The organism is Citrobacter sp. Cb004, assembly GCF_030337065.1.
GTDB classification, from domain to species: Bacteria; Pseudomonadota; Gammaproteobacteria; order Enterobacterales; family Enterobacteriaceae; genus Citrobacter; species Citrobacter braakii.
The window spans coordinates 151,518-165,427 of the sequence record NZ_JAOWCH010000056.1; the positions used below are offsets into that span (position 1 = coordinate 151,518).

The 13,910-nt window shown below is 53.4% G+C and carries 14 protein-coding genes; 4 read left to right on the forward strand and 10 right to left on the reverse strand.

Going from position 1 to position 13,910, the window contains the following annotated elements; translation table 11 throughout:
• Positions 1-5: 5 nt before the first annotated feature.
• The 8 genes from OGV65_RS11865 to rppH form a co-directional block, all read right to left on the reverse strand.
• Entirely contained in the window at positions 6-329 is a 324-nt protein-coding gene (locus OGV65_RS11865; RefSeq protein ID WP_047359086.1) for a prepilin-type N-terminal cleavage/methylation domain-containing protein, read from the reverse strand.
• Positions 314-721 (reverse strand): DUF2509 family protein, encoded by a 408-nt coding sequence (locus OGV65_RS11870; RefSeq protein WP_216403673.1) that lies wholly within the window; start codon positions 719-721, stop codon positions 314-316. The genes OGV65_RS11865 and OGV65_RS11870 overlap by 16 nt, the downstream gene beginning before the upstream one ends.
• The gene (locus tag OGV65_RS11875; protein ID WP_216403672.1) at positions 718-1,281 is read right to left on the reverse strand and encodes a prepilin peptidase-dependent protein; all 564 of its coding nucleotides are present in this window, start codon (positions 1,279-1,281) and stop codon (positions 718-720) included. Before OGV65_RS11875 ends, OGV65_RS11870 begins: the two co-directional genes overlap by 4 nt.
• Entirely contained in the window at positions 1,272-1,742 is a 471-nt protein-coding gene (locus tag OGV65_RS11880) for a prepilin peptidase-dependent protein (RefSeq protein ID WP_016157377.1), read from the reverse strand. Before OGV65_RS11880 ends, OGV65_RS11875 begins: the two co-directional genes overlap by 10 nt.
• Before the next feature lie 183 nt (positions 1,743-1,925).
• A complete protein-coding gene (gene thyA, locus OGV65_RS11885; RefSeq protein WP_003033990.1) occupies positions 1,926-2,720 on the reverse strand; it encodes a thymidylate synthase in 795 nt (264 codons plus the stop codon).
• Between the two features lie 6 nt (positions 2,721-2,726).
• Positions 2,727-3,602 (reverse strand): prolipoprotein diacylglyceryl transferase, encoded by an 876-nt coding sequence (gene lgt, locus OGV65_RS11890; RefSeq protein WP_003825606.1) that lies wholly within the window; start codon positions 3,600-3,602, stop codon positions 2,727-2,729.
• Between the two features lie 164 nt (positions 3,603-3,766).
• On the reverse strand, positions 3,767-6,013 hold the full coding sequence (gene ptsP, locus OGV65_RS11895) for a phosphoenolpyruvate--protein phosphotransferase (protein ID WP_016157379.1): 2,247 nt from the start codon (positions 6,011-6,013) through the stop codon (positions 3,767-3,769).
• A 12-nt stretch (positions 6,014-6,025) separates the two neighbouring features.
• Entirely contained in the window at positions 6,026-6,556 is a 531-nt protein-coding gene (gene rppH / locus OGV65_RS11900; RefSeq protein ID WP_003825602.1) for an RNA pyrophosphohydrolase, read from the reverse strand.
• Positions 6,557-7,240: 684 nt separating this feature from the next.
• On the opposite strand from rppH, the gene mutH reads away from it, so the two are divergent.
• The 4 genes from mutH to OGV65_RS11920 all read left to right on the forward strand — a co-directional run bounded on the left by mutH (position 7,241) and on the right by OGV65_RS11920 (position 10,235).
• Positions 7,241-7,936: a DNA mismatch repair endonuclease MutH gene (mutH, locus tag OGV65_RS11905; protein ID WP_286454989.1), complete on the forward strand. Its 696-nt coding sequence runs from the start codon at positions 7,241-7,243 to the stop codon at positions 7,934-7,936.
• A gap of 75 nt (positions 7,937-8,011) precedes the next feature.
• Positions 8,012-8,725, forward strand: a complete 714-nt coding sequence (locus tag OGV65_RS11910; protein ID WP_286454990.1) for a TerC family protein — start codon at positions 8,012-8,014, stop codon at positions 8,723-8,725.
• Between the two features lie 144 nt (positions 8,726-8,869).
• Positions 8,870-9,088 (forward strand): lipoprotein YgdR, encoded by a 219-nt coding sequence (ygdR, locus tag OGV65_RS11915; protein WP_000758660.1) that lies wholly within the window; start codon positions 8,870-8,872, stop codon positions 9,086-9,088.
• 106 nt (positions 9,089-9,194) lie between these two features.
• Positions 9,195-10,235, forward strand: coding sequence for an NADP(H)-dependent aldo-keto reductase (locus OGV65_RS11920; protein WP_016154278.1), 1,041 nt, complete (start codon positions 9,195-9,197; stop codon positions 10,233-10,235).
• Positions 10,236-10,335: 100 nt separating this feature from the next.
• On the opposite strand, the gene lplT is transcribed toward OGV65_RS11920, so the two are convergent.
• Positions 10,336-11,541: a lysophospholipid transporter LplT gene (gene lplT, locus OGV65_RS11925; RefSeq protein WP_016154279.1), complete on the reverse strand. Its 1,206-nt coding sequence runs from the start codon at positions 11,539-11,541 to the stop codon at positions 10,336-10,338.
• Positions 11,534-13,693 (reverse strand): bifunctional acyl-ACP--phospholipid O-acyltransferase/long-chain-fatty-acid--ACP ligase, encoded by a 2,160-nt coding sequence (gene aas, locus OGV65_RS11930; RefSeq protein WP_016154280.1) that lies wholly within the window; start codon positions 13,691-13,693, stop codon positions 11,534-11,536. Before aas ends, lplT begins: the two co-directional genes overlap by 8 nt.
• Positions 13,694-13,910 lie beyond the last annotated feature (217 nt).

Consider the following 13,910-nt stretch of genomic DNA (forward strand, 5'->3'; position numbering starts at 1 on the left):
CCTGACTACTGACGATTCGGGCAATGCAGACGCGTCATCTGACCCTGCCTGCCCAAGGGTGAAGAAATTTTAACGTTGATGCTGACACATCCCGCGCTCGTTGTCTGCATTCGGTTAACCTGCCAGTTCAAAGGCGATGAAAACTGATACAGCTGGGTTTGCTGCCAGGCGTGACGCCAGAGTTGCTGATACTGGTTTCTGATGATAAAGCTGTTCATCAGCGCCCGCTGGTATCCTGACAGCGCGGTCACAATCATGATCATCAGCACCATTGCCAGCATCACTTCCGGCAGGCTAAAGCCACGCTGTCTGTTCAGGGGATCTGACATAGCGCCTGCTCCTTTAGCGGACAAAAATCGCTCCAGCCATGCACCGAATATTCGATACTGTCATCAATAATCGCCCCCTGCCGCCATAACGATACCCCTTCATAATGGACTATAAGCAGCACGAAATTATTAGTAAGCAGTCGCAGGCAAACCGCGGCATCCTGCGTGGTATAACGCCGACACTGTGCGGCGAGTTGTAAGCGCCAGGGCTGCATACGCCCCCATTCCATCGCAGATTGCACCACCGCCTGGCGCTGCAGAGCCTGACTTTGCGTGACCACTCGCGAAGCAAAACGGGACTCCTGCCTGCTAACGCCTTGCAGCAGAAGGCTACCGAGCACCAGCAGTAACAGGACCATCGCTAAAGATGAAACGCCCCGCTCACGGTTCACAAGTTGAATCCTGTCACGCTGTAGACTGCTTCAATAACCTTTTGTGGCTCGACATTGTTCACTCCGCGCAAACGCAACGTAAGGAGCGGGGAATATCCGCTGATATTCAGACGTTCGACCTGAAATGTCTCAATCTGTATCGTGGCTGGATCGGTCATTTTCTCCCACCCTTTTCCATTGCAGTCCGTTACTCCCCGCAGGGTCTCCAGTACCTTGTCCTGTAAACGAAATCCAATCGTATCGGCCTCTTTCGCGGGACTGCTCTCCCAAATGCCGTTGCTATTGGCATCCCAGCGCGCAATGACACAGTCGCCCTTAGCCGATATCTCCAGCCCTTCTCCGACACAGTTTCCGCGGCAATACCCTGCCCGCTGAAGATGCTTCGCCACGGTGTATACCCGCTGCCATATTTCATCTTCAAGCGCTAACTGGCGCGTGTTGCGCAGGATCTCTCGCTGCAGCGCGGGTAAAAATCGCGCTGAGCTAAGCAATAAAACGCTGCTAATCGCCATAGCAATCAGCACCTCCAGGAGTGAAAAGCCCCGTTCATTTACTGACATAACCTGGCCTCATCTTTCTCGCAAAGCCTGATTCGCCCCCAGCCAGACACCACCACGCGCCATTCCCCTGTCGTATTTTTCAGGCGAATATGTCCAGCCCATGCCGTATTGCGCAGACCAAAAAAGGCCAGTGAAGGCGTTATCTCTGCCATTTCGACATCGTCCCAGGGCGGTGTAAAAACCAAGGGCGAAACGGGTAGACACGTGGTTTGCACAGCAGCAGAGCTGACAAAACACCAGGATGTGCCATCCCGAATCACGCTGATGACGTGATCGCGGTTACGCCAGTTAGCATCTTCACGTAGTTGCAGCAGGTAATCTCGCACCTGAATGGCGGTTTGCCATAGCCGCTGTTGCTGCTGCCAGCGCTGCCAACCATACAGCCCCGAGGCGCCAAGCGCCGCGACGATCAGCATCGCAATCAGGGTTTCGAGAAGCGTGTAGCCGTGTTGTTTTTTCATGTCGCCAGTATGGCGTGAGGAAAATGAATAACGAGCGGGAAATTCGGTTTCTACGGCGAGCTACGAGGAATATTTGTCGCGTTGCAGGTCGTTGCAATATTTCAGGAACCCACGCCGAAGAACGCGATTTGAGACAAAAAAAACCGACGCACACGGGCGTCGGTTGTGACAGCATGAAGCCGGTTAGATAGCCACTGGCGCTTTAATACCAGGATGCGGATCGTAGCCTTCAATTTCGAAATCTTCGAAGCGATAGTCAAAGATAGATTCAGGCTTACGTTTGATGACCAGCTTCGGCAGCGCGCGCGGTTCGCGGCTAAGCTGCAGATGCGTTTGATCCATATGATTGCTGTACAGGTGCGTGTCGCCACCGGTCCAGACAAAATCACCCACTTCCAGATCGCACTGCTGCGCCATCATGTGTACCAGCAAGGCGTAGCTGGCAATGTTAAACGGCAAACCGAGGAACACATCGCACGAACGCTGATACAGCTGGCAGGAGAGCTTGCCATCCGCCACGTAAAACTGGAAGAACGCGTGGCACGGCGCCAGCGCCATTTTATCCAGCTCACCGACGTTCCATGCAGAAACGATAATTCGGCGAGAGTCCGGGTCATTTTTGAGCTGGTTTAACACCGTGGTGATCTGGTCAATATGACGACCGTCTGGCGTAGGCCACGCACGCCACTGTTTGCCATAAACCGGGCCCAGATTACCGTTTTCATCCGCCCATTCGTCCCAGATTGAGACGTTGTTTTCATGCAGGTAGGCAACGTTGGTGTCGCCCTGCAAAAACCACAGCAGTTCATGAATGATCGAGCGTAAATGACAGCGTTTAGTCGTAACCAGCGGGAACCCTTCCTGCAGATTAAAACGCATCTGATGACCAAAAATGGAAAGCGTTCCGGTTCCGGTACGGTCGTTTTTCTGTGTGCCTTCATCCAGCACTTTTTGCATCAGTTCTAAATACTGTTTCATGGTTCCTCAGGAAACGTGTTGCTGTGGGCTGCGGCGGTACGCCCAAACCATCATAATAATGCCTGCGACAATCATCGGGATTGAGAGGATCTGTCCCATGCTGATGTACTGTACCCAGGTGCCGGTAAACTGCGCATCCGGCTGGCGGAAGAATTCAACGATAATACGAAACGCGCCATAACCAATCAGGAACAGACCGGATACCGAGCCCATCGGGCGCGGTTTACGAATGTACAGATTAAGAATGATAAACAGCACAACGCCTTCCAGCGCCATCTCATAAAGCTGTGAGGCATGGCGCGGCAGCGAGCCGTAGGTATCAAAAATAGACTGCCATTGCGGGTTAGTTTGCAGCAGTAAAATGTCTTCGGTACGGGAGCCCGGGAACAGCATGGCGTACTTGAAGTTCGGATCAACGCGTCCCCACAGCTCACCGTTGATAAAGTTGCCCAGACGCCCTGCGCCCAGACCAAACGGAATCAGCGGGGCAATGAAATCAGAAACCTGGAAGAACGAACGCTTGGTGCGTTTGGCGAAGATAATCATCACCAGGATCACACCAATCAGCCCACCGTGGAAGGACATCCCGCCGTCCCAAACGCGGAACAGATACAGCGGGTTATCGAGGAATAACGGGAAGTTATAGAACAGTACGTAACCAATACGCCCTCCAAGGAAAACCCCGAGGAAGCCCGCATACAGTAGATTTTCTACTTCATTTTTGGTCCAGCCACTGCCCGGACGATTAGCACGGCGCGTCGCCAGCCACATCGCAAAAATAAACCCCACCAAATACATTAAGCCGTACCAGTGAAGCGCGACGGGTCCGATTGAGAAAATGACCGGATCGAAATCCGGAAAATGCAGATAGCTACTGGTCATCTGTCACCACAAGTTCTTGTTATTTCGCTGAAGTCAGACAGCAATTGATAAGCGCGCCTGCATAATGCAGGCGCTCCAAAGGTGCGAATGATAGCACATGGGGATCGCAGCGGATGCCGATTACAGTTAAAAGATATGTATACCTACTGTTACCAGCCCTCGATTCACAATCCCCCGCGAATCAGTCCCCCCATGCCACGGCGTTCCATAAAAGCCGCCACCTGATGGCGTACTTCTGTCGCCATCTGCGCTTCCAGACTGCGTTGCGCCAGAGTTTGCGCCTCATCAAAATCGATATGGCGCAGCAGATATTTAACGCGAGCCACGGAACGACCGTTCATCGACAAATGGCGAAAACCCAGGCCGATCAGAATGGCCACGCACATCGGGTCGCCCGCCATTTCACCGCACAATCGCAAATCGATACCGCTTCTTTCGGCTTCCTGCGCAATCATCGCCAGCACACGTAACATACCCGGATGCAGGCTGTCATAAATGCTGGCCACCCGCGTATTGTTACGATCGACAGCCAAAATGTACTGGGTGAGATCGTTGGTTCCGACCGAGATAAAGTCTATCCGGTTTATCAGATGCGGCAGCATAAACACCATCGACGGAACTTCCAGCATGATGCCAATGCGCGGTTTTGGGATCGCGTAGCCGATCATCTCTTCCACTTCGCGTCCGGCGCGTTCAATCAAACGTCGCGCTTCGTCCACTTCATCAATGCTGGTGACCATCGGCAGCAAAATGCTCAGGTTGCCGGTTGCCGCGTTGGCACGCAGCATGGCCCGAACCTGGATCAAAAAGATCTCCGGCTGATCGAGCGTTATGCGGATCCCACGCCAGCCAAGGCACGGGTTCTCTTCACTGATCGGCATGTAGGGCAGTTGTTTATCGGCGCCGACATCCAGCGTACGCAGAGTCACCGGCTTGTCGTTAAACATTTGCAGCATGCCCTGATACTGCGCAACCTGTTCTTCTTCCGAAGGAAAACCGCTTTGCAGCATGAACGGGATTTCGGTGCGATACAGGCCTATGCCATCGATCCGGCTCCCCAGCTTCTCTTCATGCTCCGGGCTGAGGCCCGCATTGAGCATCACCTTCACACGCTCGCCGCTTTTCAACTGTGCTGGCTGGTTGACGTCGTCTTCCGCCAGGCGGCTCAGCTCAATTTCTTCACTGATAAGACGCTGGTATTCCTGGATCAATACCGGTTCTGGATCGACCAGCAGTTCACCGCGATAACCGTCTACTACCAGCGTACGGCGGTGTAACACCGATGGCTGGATATCGGCCCCCATGACGGTAGGGATACCCAGCGCACGAACCATAATAGCCGCATGAGAGTTGGCCGCGCCGTCCCGGACAACCACACCGACTAAGCGGTCCTGAGGAAGTTCCGCCAGCGTGGTGGCGGAAAGCTCATCCGCCACCAGCACAAAGCGTTCCGGCCAGGTATTCGGCCCCTGGATCGAGTCGTCAAGATGGAACAGCAGACGCTGGCCCAGCGCGCGTAAATCTCCGGCCCGCTCTTTGAGGTAGTTATCACTCAGCGCGGCAAACTGTTCGGCAAACTTTTCAATGATCGTTTTAACGGCCCACTCGGCCACCGAACCGTTATCCACTTCCGCAAACAGCTCACGGCGCAGACGAGTATCGGAAAGCAAGTGTGAATAGAGATCAAAAATCGCCGCCGTTTCTTTCTGCGCCCCGGCGGTAAAGCGTTTGCTGTAGCGGCGGAATTCATTCGCCGCCTCTTCCAGCGCACCGGTGAGCCGCTCGCGCTCAAGCACCGGATCCAGCGTTGAAGCCTGATAGACCTGCTCCATCAGCGGCAGCGTCGCATCCTGCCAGCCTTCGGCTATTGCCACGCCAGGCGCGGCGGGCAATGCGCGGATGCGCGTTTGCCGGTATTGGCCGAACAGCGCGTTTAGCTGCGACTGCGAAAGAATAGCCGCCATTTGCGTGGCGAGCGTGACGAGGAAAGACTCTTCACTTTCATCGTACTGGCGCAATTCGCGCTGCTGGACCACCAGCACACCTAACAGCTGACGGCGCTGAATAATCGGTACGCCTAAGAACGCACGAAAACGCTCTTCTTTTACCGAAGGGATGTATTTAAAGCTGGGATGTTTTTGCGCATCGGCGAGGTTGATAGGTTCCGCCAGCCTGCCAACCAGGCCAACGATACCTTCATCAAACGCGAGTGCGACAGTACGACCACGCGGTTTCTTCAGTCCCCGGGTCGCCATGAGGTAATAACAACGTCGATCGTGATCGGCCAAATAAACCGAACAGACCTCTGTATCCATCGCAAGACAGATGTCGGTAACCAGAATATTCAGCGCTTCATTCAGACGCGGAGCACTGGCCACCTTTTCGACTATTTCGCGCAGGCGGGTGAGCATAATTTGCGTAGCTTAACCTCTTTTACGTCTGTACGCAGGTGCGCTTTGCGGCTTAGGAGTGCTCTCCTGAAGCGCCATGACAACACTTGCGAATTCTTTCATCACCCTGCGATAGACATCGCGTTTAAATGACACCACCTGTCGAACCGGATACCAGTAACTCACCCAGCGCCAGCCGTCGAACTCAGGTGTACTGCTGGTTTGCATATTGATTTCAGCATCGCTGCTGACCAATTGCAGAAGAAACCATTTTTGTTTCTGGCCGATACAAACCGGCTTCGTGTCCCAACGCACCAAACGTTTCGGTAACTTGTAACGCAACCAGTTACGAGTAGAAGCAAGGATCCGTACATCTTTACGACTGAGACCCACTTCTTCAAAGAGTTCCCGGTACATCGCCTGCTCTGCTGTCTCTCCTGCATTTATCCCACCTTGCGGGAATTGCCAGGAGTGCTGACCAAATCGCCGGGCCCACATGACCTGCCCCTGGCGGTTACAAATTACTATCCCTACATTCGGGCGGTAGCCATCGTCATCAATCACCGGACTACCTCAATATAAACCTTATATACAAACGATTGTTTCACACTCCAGAGAGGCGGTAAACCACTCTGTTAAGGGCGCGATACTCTAATAACAATTGAATAACTCACAGCTAAAGGCGGAGTTATAAACAGAAGAAGGGCAAGCAAGGCGATTTTATTCACCTTTTCTGTGGATATAGTTGTGAAGAAGTACGGAATTACTATGGGAAAACCCAGAACAGTCCGAATAAGACATTCGTCACATATCAAAAATAATCTTCTATATTCATAAAGTTAAAACCGTTCAGCGCAAATAAACCCATAGAAATGTGACGTGTATCACGCACACGATCTTCAGGCTGATGAAAGATCGACCAGCGTTGGTTTTATCCACAGATTATGCCAATAAGTTAGGCACAATTTGTGTGAAAATTCGATTTTCATCGCACGTCAAGGCTGTAAATTGAAACAGTAGTGGGGGTTTTTCACAGTTATCCCATCTTTCTGTGGATAACATGGTGTAAGATCCTGTTCATTGTCAGTGACCAGAATTGGAAAACCCGCTTCGCTGTTGCGCAACTTTGCGTATGTGAATCTAAAAATCAATATAAATCATAGAATTGAATAAAGCATGTGGAAAAAGATAAACTCTGTCCACACGGTATAAAATCTTTGCTCATTTTTTCACCTAAGGGTTAACCCGATGTCAGAACTCCATCCGTTGCTTTCTCCCCCTGAATCTGAAGCCCAGTTGTTGAGCCAGGCACGGCTGCTTTCGGGCTACGCGCTGGGAGAGTTGGCGACAATGGCGGGACTCGTCGCCCCCAAGGATCTCAAGCGCGATAAAGGCTGGATTGGCGTGCTACTGGAAATCTGGCTCGGCGCCAGTGCGGGCAGCAAACCGGAGCAGGATTTTGCGGCGCTGGGCGTGGAGCTGAAAACAATCCCAGTGGATAGCCTTGGCAGACCGCTGGAAACCACCTTTGTGTGCGTGGCACCGTTAACCGGCAATACCGGTGTTACCTGGGAAACCAGCCATGTGCGGCACAAACTTAAACGCGTTCTGTGGATCCCGGTAGAAGGCGAACGCAGCATCCCGCTGGCTGAGCGCCGCGTCGGTTCTCCCCTGCTGTGGAGCCCGAATGAAGAAGAAGACCGGCAATTGCGTCTGGACTGGGAAGAGTTGATGGACATGATAGTGTTAGGCCACGTCGAACGCATCACTGCCCGCCATGGGGAAGTGCTACAGCTGCGTCCTAAAGCCGCCAACGCCCGAGCGCTTACCGAGGCAATTGGCGCCCATGGCGAACCCATCCTGACCCTACCACGCGGTTTTTACTTGAAAAAGAACTTCACGCGCGCATTGCTTGAGCGACATTTCTTGTTCCAGGCGCAATAGGCACCGTCCGGTCTTTCACCCGCCGCGTTACGGGCCTATAATTACCGCTTCTTTTTTTTGGCAGGACTTTGTTCGATGTTATTTGCATGGATAACCGATCCTAACGCCTGGCTTGCGCTCGGTACGCTGACGCTGCTGGAGATCGTTCTTGGGATCGACAATATTATTTTCCTCTCTCTGGTTGTAGCCAAACTCCCGACAGCGCAACGCAATCATGCCCGACGTATTGGGCTTGCGGCGGCGATGATCATGCGTCTGGCACTGCTGGCCTCTATCGCCTGGGTAACGCGTCTGACAAACCCGCTATTCGAAGTGTTTGGCGAGGCAATATCAGCGCGCGACCTGATCCTTCTACTCGGGGGATTGTTCCTGATCTGGAAAGCCAGTAAGGAGATCCACGAATCCATTGAAGGTGAGGAAGAGGGGCTGAAAACCCGCGTTTCCTCTTTTCTGGGCGCGATTGTGCAGATCATGTTGTTAGACATTATCTTCAGCCTGGATTCCGTGATTACTGCGGTAGGCTTGTCCGATCATCTGTTTATCATGATGGCTGCAGTGGTGATTGCCGTGGGTGTGATGATGTTTGCTGCACGCCCGATTGGCGATTTTGTCGATCGCCATCCTTCGGTAAAAATGCTGGCACTCTCGTTCCTGATTCTGGTCGGTTTCACGCTAATTCTGGAAAGTTTCGACGTCCACATTCCGAAAGGATATATCTATTTCGCCATGTTCTTCTCTATTGCGGTAGAGACCCTGAACCTGTGGCGTAATAAAAAAAATCCGCTCTGATGAAATCCATCGCTCCCCGCACGGGGAGCGAATGCGCGCCACACCTACCTCTTCTCACAGTTTAAGATTTTACTGCTTTCGCCATGCACAACTTCGCGTTATTACTAAACTATTGTCAGATGCAGGCCATGTGAGGATAAGCAGATGAAAAAATGGGCAGTTTTGATTTCCGCCGTAGGACTGGCTTTTGCCGTTTCCGGATGCAGCAGTGATTATGTTATGGCGACAAAAGATGGTCGAATGATCCTGACCGATGGAAAACCAGAAATTGACGATGATACCGGTCTGGTGAGCTATCACGACCAGCAAGGCAATGCGATGCAGATTAATCGCGATGATGTGTCTCAAATCATTGAACGCTGATGGTTGAGGTCAGCAGCGCGCTGGCCTTAACAATTTTACTTCCCTTTTTCTCTTCCCTCAGCCATTTTTATAATCCTTATGTCGTGATTATAAAAAGGAAACGGCTATGCAATATCACCGTATACCCCACAGCTCGCTTGAAGTCAGTACACTGGGGCTGGGCACAATGACGTTTGGTGAACAAAACAGCGAAGCCGACGCACATGCACAGCTCGATTATGCCGTAGAACAAGGCATAAATTTGATCGACGTTGCCGAGATGTATCCGGTACCGCCGCGTCCTGAAACCCAGGGTCTCACCGAAACCTACGTAGGTAACTGGCTCGCCAAACACGGCAGCCGTGAAAAGCTAATCGTTGCTTCTAAGGTCAGTGGACCTTCACGTAACAACGACAGCGGTATTCGACCGAATCAGGCGCTGGACCGTAAAAATATCCGTGAAGCGCTGCACGACAGCCTGAAAAGACTGCAAACCGATTACCTGGATCTGTATCAGGTTCACTGGCCGCAGCGCCCGACCAACTGCTTTGGTAAGTTAGGCTACAGCTGGACGGACTCTGCGCCGGTCGTTTCGCTGCTGGATACGCTGGACGCGCTGGCAGAGTTTCAGCGCGCGGGGAAAATTCGCTACATCGGCGTGTCCAATGAAACTGCGTTTGGCGTGATGCGCTACCTGCACCTGGCGGACAAACACGATCTGCCGCGCATCGCCACCATCCAGAACCCCTACAGCCTGCTGAATCGCAGCTTTGAGGTTGGACTGGCGGAAGTGAGCCAGTATGAAGGCGTTGAACTGCTGGCCTACTCTTGCCTTGGCTTCGGTACATTAACCGGTAAATACCTGAACGGCGCGAAGCCTGCCGGTGCGCGCAATACGCTGTTTAGCCGTTTCACGCGTTACAGCGGCGAGCAAACGCAAAAAGCCGTTGCGGCCTATGTGGATATCGCGAAACGCCATAATCTGGATCCTGCGCAAATGGCGCTGGCATTCGTGCGTCGTCAGCCGTTTGTCGCCAGCACCCTGCTGGGAGCCACGACGATGGAGCAGCTAAAAACCAACGTTGAAAGCCTGCATCTGGAGTTGAGCGAAGAAGTACTGGCAGAGATTGAAGCGGTGCATCAGGTGTATACCTATCCTGCACCGTGACGGTTAGTGCCTGATGGCGCTACGCTTATCAGACCTACAAATTGCTGCTCTCTGTAGGCCAGATAAGGCGACGCTGCCATCCGGCACATTCATTGTTCATTCATCTCGTACCAGGCTGGCGGCGCTGCCAAATCCACAGCGCCGCAATCGCCAGCGCAAACAGCGCACCGAATCCAATACCAATCGCTACCGCCGGGATCCCCACCAGCACTGCCAGTGAGTAAATCCCAAGCATCAGCAGCATCGCGCTGTTTTCGCCCAGGTTTTGCACCGCGATCGCATTACCCGCACCGACGCTTTTCTTGCCCCGCTCCTGCAGCAACGCATTCAGCGGTACCACAAAGAAGCCACCTGACACGCCGATAAGCATCAGCAACGCGTAAGCCGGAAGCAGCGCATGCTGAAGTGAGAAAATCAGCACCACGACGCCAATCAGGATCCCCGCTGGCATACAGCGCGACACGGTTTCCAGCGTCACCAGCTTCGCTGCCGCCCCCGCGCCTACGACAATCCCAATCGCTACCATAGCATTGAGGTAGGTCGGCGTAGCGTTATCGGTGATGCCGAGCGCCACCGGAACCCACAGCACCAGCAGAAAACGCAGCGTGACGCCCGCGCCCCAAAAAAGGCTGGTTCCGACCAACGAAAAACGTGTTTCACCGTTGCGCCACAGCGAAGAAGCGGCGCAGAAGAAACTGCGCGTCATTTTCCCCAGATGCCAGGATTGGCCAGGACGAGCCGCGGCCAGTTTCGGGATGTACAGGTTAGCCACCACGGCGCCAGCATAGGCCAGCGCACAGGCAGAAAGCGCAGCAATCACATGCCAGTCGGCCAGAACGCCACCAGCGACAGAACCGAGCAAAATCGCGGCGATGGTGGAGGCTTCCATCAGACCGTTGGCTTTCACCAGTTTGTCACCGGTGGTCAGTTCACCGAGAATGCCATACTTGGCCGGTGAATACGCGGCCGCGCCAATCCCCACCAGCGTATAACCGAGAAACGGATTAATGCCGAAGCAAATACTCGCCGCGCCCAGCAGTTTCAGGGCGTTCGCGAACATCATCACTCTGCCTTTGGCAAAGCTATCCGCCACCTGTCCAACAAATGGTGCAAACAGGATGTAAGCGCCCACAAACACCATTTGCAGGATTGGCTGGCTCCAGTCCGGATAAAATTGTTCCTTCAGCAGCGCCAGCGTAGCGAACAGCAGTGCGTTATCGCCAAACGCCGACAGAAACTGCGCGGCGATGACGGACATCATCCCTTTGGACCAGATTGAAGTGTTAGTGTGCGCTGACTCAATCATGTTGTTTTTCCGGCTCATCGACCCAGCTTTTCAGCGTAACAAAATCCGGCTTACCGCTGCCGAGTAATGGGAGTTGCTTCAGGTGGCGAATATCACGCGGTACGGCAAGTTCAGGCACGCCATGCGCTCGCGCATACTGCTGTAGTTTTTCACGCGTGAGTTCGCTGTCGGTAGTGAACAGCACCAGCGCCTCACCTTTGCTGGCATCGCTCTTGATCGCCGTGGCGTGCATTTTGTCTGCAGATACCGCCAATGCCAGTTGCTCAACCATTTCCAGCGAGACCATCTCTCCGGCAATTTTAGCAAAACGCTTGGCGCGCCCCTGGATCTGTACAAAGCCGTTTTCATCAAAGCGGACGATGTCTCCGGTGTCATACCAGCCGCGCTCAATCTCACCCTGCGCATTTTCTGCCGTCGGCACTTCCAGCACGCCAGGTTTTTCGACGCGCAAATAGCCGCTCATAATATTCGGGCCTTTCAGTTGTAAACGCCCACCGTCCTCAATACCCGGAACAGCCAGCAGTCGGGCATCCATGCCAGGCAAAATGCGCCCTACCGTTCCTGATTTTGCCGCCATCGGTACATTGATCGACACAACCGGCGCACATTCCGTCACGCCATAGCCTTCAAGGACGCGCAGACCAAATTTCTCCTGCCATAGCTGCTTTGTGCTGTCTTGCAGTTTTTCCGCGCCAGCCACCACATAGCGCAGGCGGTGGAAATCGTACGGATGCGCGAAACGCGCATAGTTACCGAGGAACGTTGAAGTACCAAACAACACGGTGCAGTTCCGGTCGTATACCAGCTCCGGCACAATACGGTAATGAAGCGGGCTGGGATAAAGAAACACTTCCGCACCGGTCAGTAGCGGCGTGAATAATCCCACCGTCAGGCCAAAGGAGTGGAACAGCGGCAGTGCCGACATAAAGCGGTCATCGGCGGTGAAATCGGCAATCGTTTTAATCTGCTCAACGTTCGCCAGAATACTCTTGTGGCTGTGGACCACGCCTTTCGGATGGCCTTCCGAACCAGACGTAAAGAGGATCACCGCAGCCTCTTCCGGCTGCTGTTTCACCTGCGCCAGATGCGGTGCCAGCAGATGTGAGAAAATCCACAGCTTATCGCTCAACGTCACATCGGCTTTTAAATCTTCCAGATAAACCCAGCGTACCTGGGTGAGCTGTTCCGGTAGATGCCAGAGTTTGCCTTTATCGAGAAACTGTCGGGAAGTGAAGATCGTTTTGATTTCAGACGCAGTAATGGCGCTGGTTAACCCTTTCACGCCCGCCGTGTAGTTCATCATGGCCGGAATGCGTCGACGCGCAATGGCTCCAAAAATGACCGCCGCGCTGATCCCCGCATTTGGCAGCATCAGGCCGATTTTTTCACCTTCGGCGCTGTATTTTTCCAGAATACGGGCCACAAAGAGCGTCTTAGTCAGCAGTTTGCGGTAGCTGTCCGGCGTAAAGTTAACATCTTCAATGCAGTTTTTGCCCGCGCCAAAACGGTATTTTGCCGCCAGCAGCGACTCGTATAGCGTTTCACGCGGGCGTACCGCCATGCGAGCTTCCATCATAATTTGATGTAGCATTTCACCGGCGATTTTGCGGCGATCGCGCGCTCGCGGGGCTTCCGGCATTGGCATTTGGGTCGGCGGTAAAATGTGCAGTTGGATACGCGGGAAGAATCGCTGTTTAACCAGACCTTTCAGGCGGCTGAAGTGGGAAAGCTCTGCCCCCTCAATGCGGACAGGAACGACCGTCGCTCCCGACTTCGCGGCGACAAACCCGGCACCGTCATATATTTTCATCAACGAACCGGTGGTCGAAATGCGTCCTTCGGGAAAAATCACCACCGGACGGCCCTGCTCGACCAGACGGACCAGATGCTTAATCGACATCGGTTTGGTTGGGTCTAACGGCACAAAGTCAATCAGCGGGGTTAGCCAGCGCATATACCATTGCTGGCTGATCGAGGTGTAAACGGCGAAGACGGGACGAATCGGTAAAAATAGCGCCAGCAGGATGCCGTCTATAAATGAGACATGGTTGGGAGTGATTAGAACGCGTTCTCCCTGTAGCGCGCTGACATTGCCCGTGACGCGAACGCGGAAAAGCACGCGAAACAGATTACGAAAAAAGCCAAATAGCATCTCAACTCCCTGTGCCATTAATTATAGAAACATTAATGGTGGGAGAGTATACGAGTTGGGGAATGGGCGCGACAGGTAAACAGGTAAATACAGTCCGAAAAAAAACCTGCGCATCCGCGCAGGTCGGTGCAAGAGACAGGTACGAAGTGCGTACCGAATAATCTCACCAATCAATACCTCTGGGATCTTGATTGTGGTCGTCAGCAGCCAGATACGC

Coding starts and splice junctions, on each gene's coding strand:
- OGV65_RS11865 (WP_047359086.1), bottom strand. CDS start 329: ATGTCAGATCCCCTGAACAGACAGCGTGGCTTTAGCCTGCCGGAAGTG.
- OGV65_RS11875 (WP_216403672.1), bottom strand. CDS start 1,281: ATGTCAGTAAATGAACGGGGCTTTTCACTCCTGGAGGTGCTGATTGCT.
- OGV65_RS11880 (WP_016157377.1), bottom strand. CDS start 1,742: ATGAAAAAACAACACGGCTACACGCTTCTCGAAACCCTGATTGCGATG.
- thyA (WP_003033990.1), bottom strand. CDS start 2,720: ATGAAACAGTATTTAGAACTGATGCAAAAAGTGCTGGATGAAGGCACA.
- lgt (WP_003825606.1), bottom strand. CDS start 3,602: ATGACCAGTAGCTATCTGCATTTTCCGGATTTCGATCCGGTCATTTTC.
- ptsP (WP_016157379.1), bottom strand. CDS start 6,013: ATGCTCACCCGCCTGCGCGAAATAGTCGAAAAGGTGGCCAGTGCTCCG.
- mutH (WP_286454989.1), top strand. CDS start 7,241: ATGTCAGAACTCCATCCGTTGCTTTCTCCCCCTGAATCTGAAGCCCAG.
- OGV65_RS11910 (WP_286454990.1), top strand. CDS start 8,012: ATGTTATTTGCATGGATAACCGATCCTAACGCCTGGCTTGCGCTCGGT.
- ygdR (WP_000758660.1), top strand. CDS start 8,870: ATGAAAAAATGGGCAGTTTTGATTTCCGCCGTAGGACTGGCTTTTGCC.
- OGV65_RS11920 (WP_016154278.1), top strand. CDS start 9,195: ATGCAATATCACCGTATACCCCACAGCTCGCTTGAAGTCAGTACACTG.
- lplT (WP_016154279.1), bottom strand. CDS start 11,541: ATGATTGAGTCAGCGCACACTAACACTTCAATCTGGTCCAAAGGGATG.
- aas (WP_016154280.1), bottom strand. CDS start 13,693: ATGCTATTTGGCTTTTTTCGTAATCTGTTTCGCGTGCTTTTCCGCGTT.